17 protein-coding genes are annotated in these 14,841 nt (G+C 72.2%); 7 read left to right on the top strand and 10 right to left on the bottom strand.

Translation table 11 applies throughout. The features are described 5' to 3' along the window. Positions 1-22 precede the first annotated feature (22 nt). The 4 genes from ACPOLA_RS15005 to ACPOLA_RS14990 form a co-directional block, all read right to left on the bottom strand. Positions 23-97: a 50S ribosomal protein bL37 gene (locus tag ACPOLA_RS15005; protein WP_370249596.1), complete on the bottom strand. Its 75-nt coding sequence runs from the start codon at positions 95-97 to the stop codon at positions 23-25. Between the two features lie 86 nt (positions 98-183). Next, positions 184-567, bottom strand: a complete 384-nt coding sequence (locus tag ACPOLA_RS15000; RefSeq protein WP_435771242.1) for a thioesterase family protein — start codon at positions 565-567, stop codon at positions 184-186. Positions 568-575: 8 nt separating this feature from the next. Beyond that, positions 576-2,273 (bottom strand): acetolactate synthase, encoded by a 1,698-nt coding sequence (locus tag ACPOLA_RS14995; protein ID WP_435771241.1) that lies wholly within the window; start codon positions 2,271-2,273, stop codon positions 576-578. 105 nt (positions 2,274-2,378) lie between these two features. Then, complete coding sequence (locus ACPOLA_RS14990) at positions 2,379-3,224, bottom strand: DUF2785 domain-containing protein (protein ID WP_435771240.1); 846 nt, start codon at positions 3,222-3,224, stop codon at positions 2,379-2,381. 128 nt (positions 3,225-3,352) lie between these two features. On the opposite strand from ACPOLA_RS14990, the gene ACPOLA_RS14985 reads away from it, so the two are divergent. Beyond that, the gene (locus tag ACPOLA_RS14985; protein WP_435771239.1) at positions 3,353-4,831 is read left to right on the top strand and encodes a sensor histidine kinase; all 1,479 of its coding nucleotides are present in this window, start codon (positions 3,353-3,355) and stop codon (positions 4,829-4,831) included. Between the two features lie 24 nt (positions 4,832-4,855). Here the strand turns inward: ACPOLA_RS14985 and ACPOLA_RS14980 are convergent, their stop codons facing one another. After that, positions 4,856-5,110 carry a WhiB family transcriptional regulator gene (locus ACPOLA_RS14980; RefSeq protein WP_435771238.1) on the bottom strand — a complete coding sequence of 85 codons (255 nt, stop codon included), beginning with the start codon at positions 5,108-5,110 and terminating at the stop codon, positions 4,856-4,858. Positions 5,111-5,341: 231 nt separating this feature from the next. Between ACPOLA_RS14980 and ACPOLA_RS14975 the strand changes: the two genes are divergently transcribed. Then, a complete protein-coding gene (locus tag ACPOLA_RS14975) occupies positions 5,342-5,752 on the top strand; it encodes a hypothetical protein (protein WP_435771237.1) in 411 nt (136 codons plus the stop codon). Here the strand turns inward: ACPOLA_RS14975 and ACPOLA_RS14970 are convergent. From ACPOLA_RS14970 to sodN, 4 genes are all read right to left on the bottom strand, one after another. After that, positions 5,728-6,534: an RNA polymerase sigma factor SigF gene (locus tag ACPOLA_RS14970; RefSeq protein ID WP_435771236.1), complete on the bottom strand. Its 807-nt coding sequence runs from the start codon at positions 6,532-6,534 to the stop codon at positions 5,728-5,730. The two genes, ACPOLA_RS14975 and ACPOLA_RS14970, sit on opposite strands and share 25 nt — an antisense overlap. Further along, on the bottom strand, positions 6,531-6,962 hold the full coding sequence (locus ACPOLA_RS14965) for an ATP-binding protein (protein WP_435771235.1): 432 nt from the start codon (positions 6,960-6,962) through the stop codon (positions 6,531-6,533). Before ACPOLA_RS14965 ends, ACPOLA_RS14970 begins: the two co-directional genes overlap by 4 nt. 111 nt (positions 6,963-7,073) lie before the next feature. Further along, positions 7,074-7,811, bottom strand: coding sequence for a hypothetical protein (locus ACPOLA_RS14960; protein ID WP_435771234.1), 738 nt, complete (start codon positions 7,809-7,811; stop codon positions 7,074-7,076). Between the two features lie 225 nt (positions 7,812-8,036). Continuing rightward, the gene (gene sodN, locus ACPOLA_RS14955; protein ID WP_435771233.1) at positions 8,037-8,450 is read right to left on the bottom strand and encodes a superoxide dismutase, Ni; all 414 of its coding nucleotides are present in this window, start codon (positions 8,448-8,450) and stop codon (positions 8,037-8,039) included. A 70-nt stretch (positions 8,451-8,520) separates the two neighbouring features. Here sodN and sodX point away from each other — a divergent pair, with 70 nt between their 5' ends. From sodX to ACPOLA_RS14935, 4 genes are all read left to right on the top strand, one after another. Next, complete coding sequence (gene sodX / locus ACPOLA_RS14950; protein WP_435771232.1) at positions 8,521-8,868, top strand: nickel-type superoxide dismutase maturation protease; 348 nt, start codon at positions 8,521-8,523, stop codon at positions 8,866-8,868. A 49-nt stretch (positions 8,869-8,917) separates the two neighbouring features. Continuing rightward, positions 8,918-10,114 carry an NAD(P)-dependent malic enzyme gene (locus ACPOLA_RS14945; RefSeq protein ID WP_435771231.1) on the top strand — a complete coding sequence of 399 codons (1,197 nt, stop codon included), beginning with the start codon at positions 8,918-8,920 and terminating at the stop codon, positions 10,112-10,114. Between the two features lie 68 nt (positions 10,115-10,182). Then, a complete protein-coding gene (locus tag ACPOLA_RS14940) occupies positions 10,183-11,151 on the top strand; it encodes a zinc-binding dehydrogenase (RefSeq protein ID WP_435771230.1) in 969 nt (322 codons plus the stop codon). Positions 11,152-11,383: 232 nt separating this feature from the next. Further along, on the top strand, positions 11,384-12,856 hold the full coding sequence (locus ACPOLA_RS14935; protein ID WP_435771229.1) for an MDR family MFS transporter: 1,473 nt from the start codon (positions 11,384-11,386) through the stop codon (positions 12,854-12,856). A 37-nt stretch (positions 12,857-12,893) separates the two neighbouring features. On the opposite strand, the gene ACPOLA_RS14930 is transcribed toward ACPOLA_RS14935, so the two are convergent. Next, positions 12,894-13,517, bottom strand: a complete 624-nt coding sequence (locus ACPOLA_RS14930; RefSeq protein ID WP_435771228.1) for a TetR family transcriptional regulator — start codon at positions 13,515-13,517, stop codon at positions 12,894-12,896. Between the two features lie 130 nt (positions 13,518-13,647). Here ACPOLA_RS14930 and ACPOLA_RS14925 point away from each other — a divergent pair, with 130 nt between their 5' ends. Beyond that, positions 13,648-14,811 carry a flavin reductase family protein gene (locus tag ACPOLA_RS14925; protein ID WP_435771227.1) on the top strand — a complete coding sequence of 388 codons (1,164 nt, stop codon included), beginning with the start codon at positions 13,648-13,650 and terminating at the stop codon, positions 14,809-14,811. Positions 14,812-14,841 lie beyond the last annotated feature (30 nt).

Genomic DNA, 14,841 nt, shown 5'->3' with positions numbered 1-14,841 from the left:
CTTGTGCGTCAGCGAGCAGTGCTCAGCTGTTGGGGCGCTTGCCGTGGTTCGCGCCCTTCTTGCGGCGCGCGCGGCGCTTGCGGCCGGTCTTGCCCATGGTTCCTCCTGGAGTCGTGATCGACCCAGTCTCTCAGGTCGCCGTGGCGAGCCCGAAATCCGGGTCCACCGGCACGCGCCGCCGGCTCAGCCGCGCAGGCGTGCGAGGAACCGCTCGGCGTCCACCACGACCCGGGTGACCTCCCCCGATCCCACGAGCCTGCCGGCGGTCCCGTCCGCACCGACGTCGCGCGCCGAGACCGCGAACCGCCGCAGCCGCCCGTCGGCGTGCACCACGCGCGCGGTCACCTCGACGGAGCCGGCCACCGGCGTCGGCGCCAGGTGCTCGAGCTCGACCCGGGTGCCCACGCTGGTCTGCCCCTCGGCGAGCTCCGGCTCGAGCGCCGCGCAGGTCGCCGCCTCGCACCACGCGAGCAGCCGGGGTGTGCCCAGCACCGCCAGGCTGCCGGAGCCGAGCGCGGCGGCGGTGTCGGCCTCGTCGACGGTGAAGGTCAGGGTCGCCTCGGTCACGGCGACTCCTAGATGCCGAAGGTGGCGCGCGGGTAGGCGGCGTCCACGTCGGTGATCACGTTGAGCAGGTACGGCACAGTCGCGTCGAAAGCCCGGTCCAGCGCGGGGCCGATCTGCCGGGGGTCGGTGATCGTCTCGCCCGCCCCACCGAGCGCCTCGACCACGCCGTCGTAGGAGGTGCGCGGGGCGAGGTCGGCGGCGACGTCGTAGCCGTAGAGCATCTGCATCGGGCCCTTCTCCAGGCCCCACGCGGAGTTGTTCCCCATCACCATCACGACCGGCAGGTCGTGCCGGACCAGCGTGTCGACGTCCATCAGGGAGAAGCCGGCCGCGCCGTCGCCGAGCAGCAGCACCACCTGGGAGGAGGGGCGTGCGATCCGCGCGGCGATCGCGGCGCCCAGACCGGCGCCGAGGCAGCCGTAGGGGCCGGGGTCCAGCCAGCACCCCGGTCGCTTCGGCTCGACGTACTTGCCCGCGAAGGAGACGAAGTCTCCGCCGTCGCCGATCACGACCGCGTCGTCGGCGAGCCGGGGGACCAGCTCGCCGTAGATCCGCGCGGGGTGCACCGGGTCGGCCTCGGCGCCGAGCAGCTCGGCGTCGCGGGCGTTGGCCTTCGCGACCGTGTCCTGCAGCATGCCGGTCCATCCGGACCGGTCGGGCTGCTGGGCCCGGTCCAGCTCGGCCAGGAGGCCGTCGAGCACCGCGGTGAGGTCGCCCGCCACGGAGTCGGCGAGGCTCGCGTGCGAGGACAGCTGGTCGGCCGAGTCCGCGATGTGGACGACGGCGGCCGGGTCGGCGCCGTCCTTGCCGCCGAACACGCCGTACCCGAGGCGGAAGTCCAGCGGCGTGCCGACCACCACGACGAGGTCGGCGCCGCCGAGTGCGGCTCCGCGGGCCTTGGTGACGAGCATCGGGTGCCCCCCGGGCACGACGCCGCGTCCCATGCCGTTGGTGATGGCGGGCAGCCGCATGTCCTCGACCAGCCGCAGCGCCGCCTGCTCGGCGCCGTCGGCCCACACGTCGGTGCCGAGCACCAGCACCGGCCGCTCGGCCCGGGCGATCAGGGCGGCGATCCGCGCGATCGCGTCGGTGTCGGGGTCGGCGCCGCGGAACGTGCCGGGCGTCGGCAACGACCCCGAGCCCGCGTTGAAGAACTCGTCCATCGGCACGTCGACGTAGGCGGGGCCGCGGTGGGAGGACCGGGCGGCGGCGAACGCCTCGTCGAACCCGGCGGCGACGTCGTCGGCGGTCATCAGCGTCCGGGCGTGCTTGGTGACCGGGTCGACGATCGGGAGGTGGTCGATCTCCTGCAGCGCCCCGGTGCCCCAGCGGTTGTTGGGAGCCCGGCCGCCGACCACGACCATGGGGGAGCCGGCGAACTTCGCCTGGGCCATCGCGCTCACCCCGTTGGTGACGCCCGGGCCGGCGGTCAGCACGGCGAGGCCCGGCACCCGGGTGAGCTTGCCCGTCGCCTCGGCGGCGAACGCCGCGGTCTGCTCGTGGCGGACGTCGAGCAGCCGGACCGGGTTCGGCGTCTCGGCGGACTTCACCGCGCCGTCGTACATCGGGAACACGTGGGCGCCCGACAGGGTGAACATCGTCTCCACGCCGTGGGCCTGCGCGACGGCGACCGCGAGCTCGCCGGCGTGGCCGGAGATCCCGCCGTCCGCGGGATCGGTGACGGTGGGGGATTCGTCAGTGGTCATGCACGCACGTTAGCGGCCGCCCGGGGACCGGGCGGCGTACGGCCCGCGCTCAGCCCGGCGTCACGCGCGGCGGTCGCGGCGGGTCAGCGGCGGGTCAGCGGCGGGTCAGCGGGGACGGCCCAGCAGCTCCGGGTGGAGCTCCCGCAGCAGCAGCACCAGGGTGAGCACGAGGTCGGCCCGCGTGGCGGGCGGCTCCGGGCCCAACGCGAGCTGGAGGTAGAGCGCCCGCAGGAAGGCGTCGGCGTTGAGCGCCGTCGGGTCCGGCTCGTGCCGCTCGTCGTCGGCGCCCAGCGCCCGGGCGCCGATCCGGGTCGCCCACTCCTCCACCTGCTCCAGGGGGATCAGGTCCCTCCGCAGCAGCTGGACCGTGGCCGCGGCGACCTGGTCGGCCTCGCCGGCCGACCAGACGGCGTCGACCGGCGTGGTCACCCGCTCGCCCAGGACGTCGAGCAGCACCGTGAGCTCCGGGCGGCCGCAGTGCGGCGACGCCGCGAAGGCACCGAGAGCGGTGGCGCCCCGCGCCACGGCCTTGGCCCAGCCCTTGCCCGGGACGTGGCCGCGCAGGTCCCGCTCGGCCAGCAGCCAGGTCGCCAGGCGGTCGACCCAGTCGACGGCCCGGTCCTTCGGCACCAGCGACTGGCGGATGTCGCGGACGATGCAGTCGGTGAGGACCACGGCGCAGCTGCTGCGCCGGAAGACCGAGTCGGTGTCCCGCTCGCCGAGGCCGCGGGAGAGGCCGGTCGCGATCCCGTCGCCCAGGCCGGTCAGCAGGTCGTCGTACACGCCGCGGGCGATCCAGGTGCTGAGCACGGGGACGGCCACGTCCTCGCGCAGTCGGGGATCGGGATGGCCCAGCAGCTCGGTCAGCTCCGCGGTGAGGTCCGACAGCGGCGCCACGTCGGGGACCCGGAAGTCGGTGTGGGGGATCGCCGCCCAGTCCACCTTCGCCATCGACCATCCTCCGCGGTCCAACCGTGACCGTGAATCCCCGCGGACGCCTCGAGACGTCCTGCGCACATCCTGCCAAACGACCCGAACTGCGCGGCACCCGGCCGGTGGGCGGGGACTACGGTTCCGTCATGGCCTCCCTGTCCGCGATCGCCCGGCGTCACACCGGGCTCGACGACGCCGACATCGCCTGGCTGCAGCTGCTCCAGGCCGACTGGCAGGTCATCGCCGACCTCTCCTTCGCCGACCTCGTGCTGTGGCTGCCCGACCGGCTCGGCAACGGGTTCTGGGCAGGCGGGCAGATGCGACCGACGACCGGTCCCACCGCATACGTCGACGACATCGTCGGCACCTTCGTCGCCCACGGCCGGCGGCCCCTGGTCGACGCGGCCCACGAGCTGGGCCGGATTGCGCGCGAGGGCGACCCCGAGTGGCACGACACCGTGCCCGTCCGCGTGGAGGCGATCCCGGTGCGGCGCGCGGGACGGGTGATCGCGGTGATCAGCCGCAACACCAACCTGCTGGGTGTCCGCACGCCGAGCATGCTCGAGATCAACTACCTGCAGACCGCCGCTGACCTGGCCACGATGATCGCCGAGGGGCTCTTCCCCAGTCCGGGCCAGCGCAGCGACCACGCCGACTCTCCTCGCGTGGGCGACGGGTTCCTGCGGGTCGACGCCGCCGGGCGGGTGGTCTACGCCAGTCCCAACGCCCTGTCGGTCTACCGCAAGCTGGGTCACGCCGGCGACCTCACCGGTCACCTCCTCGCCGACCTCACCCGCGACCTGGTCCCGCCGCGCCAGCGGCCGGACGAGGAGACGCTCAGTGCCGTGCTCGGCGGCCGCGCCCACCGCGACACCGAGCTCGGTGCCTCCGGGGGACCCGGCGACGGCATCGCGCTGATCGTGCGATCGATCCCGCTCCGGCCCAAGGGCGAGCACATCGGAGGCATGATCCTGGTTCGCGACGTCACCGACCTCCGTCGCCGCGACCGGGAGCTGGTCACCAAGGACGCGACGATCCGGGAGATCCACCACCGGGTGAAGAACAACCTGCAGACCGTGGCCGCGCTACTGCGGCTGCAGGCGCGCCGGATCGGGTCGCCCGATGCCGCAGCGGCGTTGGAGGAGGCGGTCCGCCGGGTCGGGTCGATCGCGATCGTCCACGAGACGCTGAGCCAGGCCGTGGACCCCGCGGTCGACTTCGACGACATCGCCGACCGCCTCGCCCGGCTCGTGACCGACGTCGGCTCCACCACGGCCCAGGTCGCCGTACGCCGGGAGGGCAGCTTCGGGGTGCTGGGGTCGGAGCTGGCGACCCCGTTGGCCATGGTCGTCATGGAGCTCATGCAGAACGCCGCGGAGCACGGCTACGGACCCGGTGCCTCGGGCGACATCGTGCTTCGCGCCGCGCGACGCGGGGCGACGCTCGACGTGGCGGTGGAGGACGACGGCGGGGGGCTGCCCGAGGGCTTCGACCTCGACACCTCGACCAGCCTGGGCCTGTCCATCGTGCGGACGCTCGTGGAGAGCGAGCTCGGCGGCCACCTGACGCTCGGTCAGACGCCGGGCGGCGGCACCCGGGCGGCGATCAGCATCCCCGTGGAGTGACCTCGCTCCGCCGCCTGCACACCGCTAGACGGGGGTGCGGACGCGGGCCCGGGCGTTGCGTCGCTTGAGCGCGCGCCGCTCGTCCTCGCTGAGCCCGCCCCAGACACCGTGGTCCTGTCCCGCCTCGAGCGCCCACGCGAGGCACTGCTCGCGCACCTCGCAGCGTCGGCAGACCGCCTTGGCCTCCTCGATCTGGAGGATGGCCGGACCGGTGTTGCCGATCGGGAAGAACAGCTCCGGATCCTCGTCGAGGCATGCGGAACGGTGTCGCCAATCCATGGGTGGGGATGCCCTCTTTCTAAGATGCAGGATGCCCGTGTGCGGGCACACGTGAAGCCGCAAAAGTGAACGGTTTCACGATCGCTCGTTCAAGGCTTCCAAGGAATCCTTCACGAATCAAGCAATTGGGCTGGTCTGTTGGGTCACAACGGCGGTCCGCGCCGGCCGCCATGCCCTTCGTCGACCATAGCCCGGCGGTGGTGAGCGGACGAGCGACCCTACGCTGGGCACGTGAGCGACCAGACTCCGCCGTACCCCGCGAAGAACCCGCCGCCGCTGACGGTGGCGGCGTCCCTCGTCGCCGTGCAGGGCATCGTGCTGATGCTGCTGGCCGTCCTGGAGCTGGCGAACGTGACGTCGGGGCGGCTCGCGATGGGGTTGTCGACGGCCGCGTTCTTCCTGGCGTACGGCGTGGTCCTGCTCCTCGCGGCCTGGGGCCTGTGGCAGCGGCGCGGCTGGTCACGCGGCCCGGTGCTGATCACCCAGCTGATCCTGCTCGGCATGGCGTGGACCCTCCGTGAGCACCTTGCGGTGACGCTCGCACTGGTGCTCGTGGCGGGCATCGTGCTCGCCGGGATGCTCAACCGCGACACCATCGAGGCGCTCGACGCCGACGGTCAGGCCTCGGACTCCAGCGACTGACGCAGCTGCTCCAGGGTGCGGCTGAGCAGCCGGGACACGTGCATCTGGGAGACGCCGATCTCCTCCGCGATCTGCGACTGGGTCATGTTCTTGAAGAACCGCAGCAGCAGGATCCGCTTCTCGCGCGAGGGCAGGCTCTCGAGGAGCGGCTTGAGCGACTCGCGGATCTCGACGTGCTCGAGCGCCTCGTCGTCGACGCCCATCGCGTCGAGCATGCTCTGGCCCCCGCCGTCGGAGTCGTCGTCGGTGGCGTCGAGGGAGAGCGTCGCGTAGGCGTTGCTGGACTCCATGCCCTCGACGATCTCCTCGACGGTGCACCCGATCGACTCCGCGAGCTCGCGCGGGGTGGGGGAGCGACCCAGCCGCTGGGTCAGCTCCGCAGTGGTGGCGCTGATCTGCATGCGCAGCTCCTGGAGCCGCCGAGGCACGCGGATCGCCCAGCCCTTGTCGCGGAAGTAGCGCTTGATCTCGCCGATGATCGTCGGCGTGGCGTAGGTGGAGAACTCCACGCCCCGCTCGGTGTCGAACCGGTCGACGGACTTGATCAAGCCGATCGTGCCGACCTGGACGAGGTCTTCCCACGGCTCGCCGCGGTTGCGGAACCGCCGTGCGCAGTGCTCGACCAGGGGAAGGTGCAGCTGGACCAGTGCGTCGCGCGCGGCGTCCCGCTCGGCGCCAGGGAGGCCCTCGTCGCGGAAGACCAGGAACAGCTCGGCGCTGCGCCGTCGGGTCTGCTCGACCGCCGTGGGGGGCGGATCGTCCCGAGAGGTCTCGGCGGTCATGGCTCGAGCGTCGACCGCACGGTCAGCCGCACCGCGTAGCTCCCGGGCGAGGCGTCGATCGCCGCCTCCGTCGCGAGCGTGGCGAGCACCTGCCAGCCGAAGCTCTCGTAGTCCGGCGAGGCGGGGTCCTGGGCGGTGGTGCTGATCGTGACGGAGAGCTCGGAGGGACCCAGCCGGAACCGGCAGTCGAGGGTCGCGTCCGCGTCCGCCTCGTCGAGCACCATCGCGGCCGCCTCGGACACCGCGATCCGCAGGTCCTCGATGTCGTCCATGGTGAGGTCGAGGCGGGCGGCCAGCCCGGCGGTGAGCGTGCGCAGCACGGAGGCGTAGGCACCGTCGGCGGGTAGGCGCAGCTCGACCTCGGCCGGGTAGCCGGTGCTCCCGGGCTTCCGTGCGCCACCGAAGGCGCGGCTGCTCGTCTCGGACATGCCGATCCTTCTGGGTGGGAGGGACTGGACGGGGCTGGAACAGGGGCGAGCCTACGACAACGGCCGCGTCCCCGGGCGGGGACGCGGCCGTCGCGGTGTGACGGACCGGACTCAGCCGAGCAGGCCGCCGAGACCGAGCAGGTCGAGCAGGTCCTGTAGGCCGGTGTCCTCGAGGACGTCACCGAGCCCGAGGCCGCCCAGCAGGCCGTCCAGGCCGAGTGCGGCCAGCACGGTGTCGAGCACGTCGAGCAGGCTCGCCGGGTCCGGCGTCGTGCCGCTGAGCAGCAGGTCGCACAGCGGCTGGGCCTCCGGCGCGGCCGTGCACAGCTGGCCGATCGTGGTGGTCAGCGGCTCGGCGAGCGGGTCGACCAGTCCGGCGAGCGCGTCGCAGACCGCCTGCGGGACGCCCGCGGTGCACAGGGTCTGGATCGGGCTCGCGGTGGGGTTGGTCGGCGACTGCGAGTTGCGGCAGCTGATGACCCGCGCCTTGTGCGCCTCCACGTACCGCTTCTGCGTGCGCATCTGGGACCGCTCGGTCTTCAGGCGCTTCTGCTTGCGGACCACGACCTTGTGCTTGGCCTTCTTCGCCTTGCGGGTCTTGGCCTTGCGCTCGTCGCGCTGGGCCTTGGTCAGCGCGTTCCTGGCGTGCCGCGCCTCGCGCACGGCCTGGCCGTACTTCGCGCGCGACTTGGCGAGCGCCGCCTCCTTGGCGGAGCAGTCCGGAGCGAGCGCGGCCGCTCGCTCCGGTGCGGCCGGCGCCGCGCTGGCCGCGGTGGTGCCGGCCGACGTCAGCGCCAGGCCGAGAGTGACGGCCAGGCCGACGAGGATCCTGATCAGGGCACGATGCATGTGGGTGTCTCCCTCCCCTTGACCGGTGGCCGGCTCCGTGTCCCCCCAGGCCGGACCTCCCGGTTGTGCGCCGGAGCGTCATGCGGGTCTCCGGCGCACCCAAAGTAGGGCGCGAGCGGCCTCCTCCGGCGGCAAATGACCAAGCCGCACGCCCCGAAGGGCGTGCGGCTTAGGAAATCAGGACCTTGGTCCCGACAATTCTGTCTGTCGGGTCTGTCTGTCGGGTCAGCCCTGCTTGGTCTCCCAGAAGATCTTCGCGATCTCGTCGATCTTCGCGAGGAGCTGGTCGGCGGTATCCGCGTCGAGCGCGCCCTTGGTGCCGGCCGCGCCGGCGAGCTTGGTCGCCTCGTTGACCAGCGTGTGGAGCTCGGGGTACTTCTCGAAGTGCGGGGGCTTGAAGTAGTCCGTCCACAGCACCCACAGGTGGTGCTTGACCAGCTCCGAGCGCTGCTCCTTGATGAGGATGGCGCGCGTGCGGAAGTCCGGGTCGTCGTTGTCGAGCGCCTTGGCGATGATCGCCTTGATCGACTCGGCCTCGATCCGGGCCTGAGCCGGGTCGTAGACGCCGCAGGGCAGGTCGCAGTGGGCGGAGACCTCGATGGTCGGGGCCAGAAGGGCAGAACGGAGACGCGAGAACATGTGGGTCCTCTCCTGAGTTCGACGGGTTGGGTCGACGGGAATCGATCCGCTGCCTGCGACACTACTCGCCGTGCGAGCGCGAGCAACGTCAGGTCCGCGGTCGTCCCACCTGCGCAGGCTGGGCGTCGCGGTCGTCAGGGGAGACTCGATGCGGCCGACGCTCGCGCCGGGGGACCGGCTGCTCGTCCGGTACGACGGCCGGGTGCGGCCCGGCGCGATCGTCGTCGCGCGGTTCCCCGACGGCACGGCAGTGGTCAAGCGCGCGACCGAGCGGCGTGCGGGGGGTTGGTGGCTGGCGAGCGACAACCCGACCGCCGGCGTCGACTCCCGGCACCGGGGGGTCGTGCCGGACGAGGACGTGACGGCCGTCGCGCTGGGTCGGCTGTGGCCACGCCCGCGGCCCCGTCGCCGGCTGTGAGCCTCGCCACCCGGACGGTGTGGGGGACCGGCCGGCAGGTGTGGGAGGATTGATCCCCGTGGCTGCCGACGTCCCTTCATCGCACCCGCGCGCAGGTGAGCCGGTCTTCGAGCTGCACCGCGGCGGGAAGATGGCGACCGTGCCCACCGCCGACGTCGGCACCAAGGACCAGCTCTCGCTGGCCTACACGCCGGGCGTCGCCGAGGTCTGCGAGGCGATCGCGGCCGACCCGACGCTGACCCGGCACTACACCTGGGTGCCCAACACGGTCGCGATCGTGACCGACGGCACCGCCGTGCTGGGCCTCGGCGACATCGGACCGGCGGCCGCGATGCCGGTGATGGAGGGCAAGGCCGTGCTCTTCAAGCAGTTCGGCGGCGTCGACGGCGTGCCCATCTGCCTCGCCACGACCGACGTCGAGGAGATCATCGAGACGGTCGTCCGCCTGGCCCCGAGCTTCGGCGGGATCAACCTCGAGGACATCTCGGCCCCGCGCTGCTTCGAGATCGAGGACCGCCTGAAGGCGGCGCTCGACATCCCGGTCTTCCACGACGACCAGCACGGCACGGCGGTCGTCACGCTCGCCGCGCTCCACAACGCCCTGCGGCTGACCGGACGCAACGTGGAGTCGACCCGGGTGGTCATCTCCGGTGCCGGTGCGGCCGGCGTGGCGATCGCCAAGATCCTGCTCGCGGCCGGCGTGAAGGACATCGCGGTGACCGACCGCAAGGGCGTGGTCAGCTCCGACCGCCACGACCTGACCGCTTCCAAGAAGGCGCTGGCGGAGCTGACGGCCGACCGCATCGGCCGCCGGGGAAGCCTCGCCGACGCGTTCGCGGGAGCCGACGTCTACATCGGGGTCTCGGGCGGCACGGTCCCCGAGGAGGTGGTCGCCACCATGGCCGACGACGCGATCATCTTCGCGATGGCGAACCCGAACCCCGAGGTGCACCCGGAGGTGGCGCACCGTCACGCCCGCGTGGTGGCGACCGGACGCTCGGACTTCCCCAACCAGATCAACAACGTGCTCGCGTTCCCCGGCATCTTCCGCGGTGCGTTCGACGTGCACGCGACCGCGATCACCGAGAACATGAAGGTGGCCGCCGCCGACGCGCTGGCCGCCCTCGTCGGCGACGACCTCGCCGCCGACCTGGTGATCCCCTCGCCCTTCGACCCGCGGGTCGGGCCGGCGGTGGCGGCAGCGGTGGCCGAGGCGGCCCGCCGCGACGGCGTCGCCCGCGGCTGAGGCCCGACCAGCCTGACCGGCCCGACCGGCGCATCGGTGGGCGGTGCGGCCTCGATAGGGTTGACCGCATGTTCGCCGTCTACGCCGAGTCCTTCAGCTCCGACGACCCGCTGGCCGGCCTGGTGGTCGGCGAACGTCCCGACCCCGTCGCTCCGGAGGGCTGGACCACCGTCACGGTCAAGGCGGCCTCGCTCAACCACCACGACATCTGGTCGCTGCGGGGCGTGGGGCTGAAGTCGGAGGCGCTGCCGATGATCCTGGGGTGCGACGCGGCGGGGTACGACGAGGACGGCAACGAGGTCGTCGTGCATGCCGTCATCTCCGACCCGGCCTGGCGCGGGGACGAGACGCTCGACCCCCGTCGCTCCCTGCTCTCCGAGCGTCATCAGGGCACCTTCGCCGACAAGGTGGTCGTGCCCCGGGGCAACGTCGTGCCCAAGCCGGCGTCGCTCTCCTTCGAGGAGGCCGCCTGCCTCCCGACGGCGTGGCTGACCGCCTACCGGATGCTGTTCACGCAGGGCGCGCTCAAGGCGGGCGACACCGTGCTGGTCCAGGGCGCGGGCGGCGGCGTCGCGACCGCTCTGATTGCGCTCGCCCGGGCCGGCGGGCTCCGCGTGCTGGCCACCAGCCGTGACGAGGCCAAGCGCGCGAAGGCGCTCGAGCTCGGCGCGCACGAGGTCTTCGAGTCCGGCGCGCGCCTCCCGGTCAAGGCGGACGCGGTGATGGAGACCGTCGGCAGGGCCACCTGGTCCCACTCCATCCGGTCCCTGCGGCCCGGCGGCAAGGTCGTCATCTCCGGCACCACGTCGGGGCCGAAGGTCGACGACGCCGAGCTGACCAGGATCTTCTTCCTCCAGCTGAGCGTCATCGGGTCCACGATGGGCAGCAGTGCCGAGCTCGGTGCGCTCGCGACCATGCTCGACAGCACCGGCGTCCGGCCGGTGATCGACCGCGTGCTCCCGATGACCGAGGCGCGGGAGGGGTTCGCCGCCATGGCGGACGGCGACGTCTTCGGCAAGATCGTCTTCACCCGCTGACCGACCCCGCGCTCGGGGAGCGGGGCAGAGAAACTCGCTGGCGGGAATCGCTGAGGTTGGCGGAGCATTGTGTCCTGTCGGGGTCCGCGGCCCTGCCGATGAATTCTCCGCGCGTCCGCTGTCGTAACGGTGGGCGTCCGTTCGTGGAGACGGTGAAGACGGCGGATCCCCGCGTCACCAGTTGCGTGGCCGGCCACCGCCTGCCCGAGGCTCCCTACCGATAGGACCCCCCATGACTGCGCCCATCGAAGCCGGCGAACTCGCCGAGTTCGAGAAGGACCTGGCGGCCCCGGCGACCCCGGGTCGCACTCCGCTGGTGATCAAGCTGCTGGTGGCAGCGACGTTCGTGGTGATCCTCAACGAGACCATCATGATCAACGCGATCCCGCGCCTGATGGACGACTTCGAGATCAGCAAGCGCACGGCACAGTGGCTCACCACCGTGTTCATGCTGACGATGGCGGCCGTGATCCCGGTGACGGGCTGGTTCCTGCAGCGGGTCTCGACCCGCACGGCGTACGCGACGGCGATGGGGACGTTCTGTGCCGGCACCCTCCTCGCCGCGGTCGCCCCGGTCTTCGAGGTGCTGCTCGTCGCCCGCGTCATCCAGGCGGGTGGCACCGCGGTGATGATGCCGCTGCTGATGACCACGCTGATGACGGTGGTCGCGGTGGAGGACCGGGGCCGGGTGATGGGCCAGGTGACGCTCGCGATGTCGTGCGCGCCGGCGCTCGGGCCCGCGGTCTCCGGCGTGCTGCTGCAGGCCGGGTCCTGGCGGCTCATCTTCGTCGTCGTGCTCCCCATCGCGGCACTGGTCGCCGTGGCCGGCATGCGGCAGCTCGAGAACGTCGGCGAGCCGCTGGTCAGCTCCGTGAGCTGGCTCAGCGTCGCGCTCGCCGCCGCGGGGTTCTCCACCTTCGTCTACGGCCTGACCAAGGTCGGGACGGGCAGCTGGGTGGAGCCCACCCTGTGGATCGGCGGCGGCGTCGTGCTGATCGCCGCGTTCGCCGGCTACCAGCTCCGCCTCCAGCGCTCCGACGCCCCGCTCCTCGACCTGCGCACCCTCAACCACCGCACGTTCGCGATCTCGCTGGTGCTCATGTCGGCCGGCTTCATGGCGTTCCTGGGCTCGATGATCCTGCTGCCGCTCTACCTGCAGGACTTGCGCGGCCTGACCGCGCTGCAGACCGGCCTCCTGGTGATGCCCGGTGGCCTGGCCATGGGACTGCTCGGGCCGCAGGTCGGCAAGCTCTACGACCGGTTCGGCTCTCGACCGCTGGTGATCCCCGGATCCGTCGGCATGGTGGCGATGATGTACCTGCTCAGCCGGATCGGCACGGACACGCCGTACGCGCTGATCCTGGGACTGCACGTGGTGTTGATGGCCACCCTGGCGATGGTCTTCACCCCGGTGTTCACGCTCGGGCTCGGTGACCTCCCGCAGCAGCTGTACTCCCACGGCAGCTCGCTGCTGGGAACGCTCCAGCAGGTCGCCGGAGCGATCGGGACCGCGCTCCTGGTCGTGGTTCTCGACAGTCGGCAGGACCACCTCGCCGAGGCGGGCCGGACACCGGTCGACGCCTTCATGGGCGGCCTCCAGTGGGCCTTCGCCGTCGGCGCGATCATCGGGATCGTCGTCGTCGCGATGGCACTGCTCCTGCCGTCGAAGGTCGAGGCGCCGGAGGGCCACGCCGTCGGTCACTGACCGTGGAGGTCTCCCGTCGCTGACCGGCTGGTCCCGGTCAGCGACGGGACTTCCAGTTCAGGGCCCCGATCAGCATCATCCGCAGCTGCATCCGGGCCGTGTGCGCGATCCGGTGCTCCTCCGGCGAGCCTGGCTCCACGGCCACCAGCCGCTCCGCCGCGACGACCATCGCGCCCACGATGAGCGAGGAGACGATCCGCAGGTCGTCCGCGGACCACTGGTCGGTGCCGGGCAGGTGCGAGAGGTCGACCGCGAGCTCCCGCTCGCAGAGCTCGATGCCGCGGTCGATCGCCTGCCGGACCGCCGGCGGCCCGGCGAACCGCTCACGGGCGATGAACCCGAAGTGGGCGTGGTGCATCCGGACCTGGTCGACCAGCACGTCGACGGAGCCGTCGATGATGTCGCGGAAGTCCTGCCCGGCGCTCCGCCGGATCTCGCGCAGGAGCACGCGAAGAGTGTCCAGCGACTCCTCCACCAGGGCGAGCCCGAGCTCCTCGATCGAGGCGAAGTGGCGGTAGAACGCCGTCGGCACGATGCCGACCTCCTTGGCGACCTGTCGCAGCGAGAGCGCCACCAGGGTGCTCTCCTCGGACAGCGCGAGCGCCGCGTCCAGGATCGAGCGGCGCGTGCGCTCCTTGCGCTCCCCGCGGCTCTCGGTCACTCCAGCAGCCTAGCGTGAGTGCACATGTGTGCACTCTCACGTGCGTCCTCCGTTGACCGGCTCCGCCGGACCGGGGAGAGTTTGGGTGTACAGACGTACACCCAAACTTCCGTCCAGGAAGGAGGCGCGCATGTCCGCGCTCATCTCCGACCCCGCCCCGCGCGGTGCCGTCGGCCCCGTGGGGCGGCTCCTGCGTTCGCGACTCGCCGCGGCCCTGACCACGCCCCACGGCGTCGACCGCTATCTCGAGCGGTTCAACCCGATGTGGGCGGCCCACGAGGTGCGCGCCCGGGTCGTCTCGGTCCGGCGGGAGACCGCCGGCGTCGCGACCGCACCGGTCGCCACCCTGACGCTCCAGCCCACGAGCACCTGGCGGGGGCACCGCGCCGGGCAGCACGTCCTGGTCGGCGTCGAGCTGCCGGGCACCGCCCGCCGGCTCACCCGGGCGTTCTCGATCTCCTCGGCCGCCTCGGGGCCCGGGGAGCAGATCACCCTCACCATCCGCGCCCACGACGAGGGCCAGGTGTCGAAGTACCTCGTCAACCACGCCGAGCCCGGCCAGATCCTCCACCTCAGCCAGGCGCAGGGTGACTTCACCCTGGTCGAGAGCCCGGCGACGCCCACGAACAGCCACCTGCTCTTCATCACCGGTGGCTCCGGCATCACGCCGGCGATGTCGATGCTCCGAACCCTGCTGCGCGACGGGTACGACGGGCATGCCGGACGGAAGGTGACGTTCCTGCACTTCGCGCAGAGCCCCCAGGACCAGATCTTCGCCGACGAGCTCGCTGCCGTCGCCGCGGCCGACAACGGGGTCGATGTGCACCTGCGCTACGCCGACCAGCTCTTCTCCGAGTTCGAGCTGCGCCGGCTGGTTCCCGACTACCGGGACACCGACACCTGGCTGTGCGGGCCCGCCGGTCTGGTCGAGCTGGTGACCGCGGCGTACACCGGTCCGGACGGTGCGGTCTCCGACCGGCTGCGGATGGAGTTCTTCAAGCCTGCGGTGGCGCGGGCGTCGGCCGCGGCCCCGGAGAGCGTGGACGCGGAGATCTCGTTCACCCGCTCGGGCAGGACGGCCGCCGGCACCGGCGCCAGCCTGCTGGAGCAGGCGGAGGACCTGGGCCTGCAGCCGGAGTTCGGCTGCCGGATGGGCATCTGCTTCTCCTGCACCCGCACCAAGACCGCCGGCACGGTCCGCAACCTCCTCACCGGTGAGGAGTCCTCGCTCCCCGACGAGGAGATCCGCATCTGCGTGACCGCCGCTGCCGGCGACTGCCACATCGACCTCTGACCACGGGCGCGGGCCTGGGCCCGCCCCACC

The sequence above is a fragment of the Nocardioides proteolyticus genome, from assembly GCF_051280635.3.
Lineage (GTDB): Bacteria > Actinomycetota > Actinomycetes > Propionibacteriales > Nocardioidaceae > Nocardioides.
This window is presented reverse-complemented; position numbering and strand designations above follow the sequence as displayed.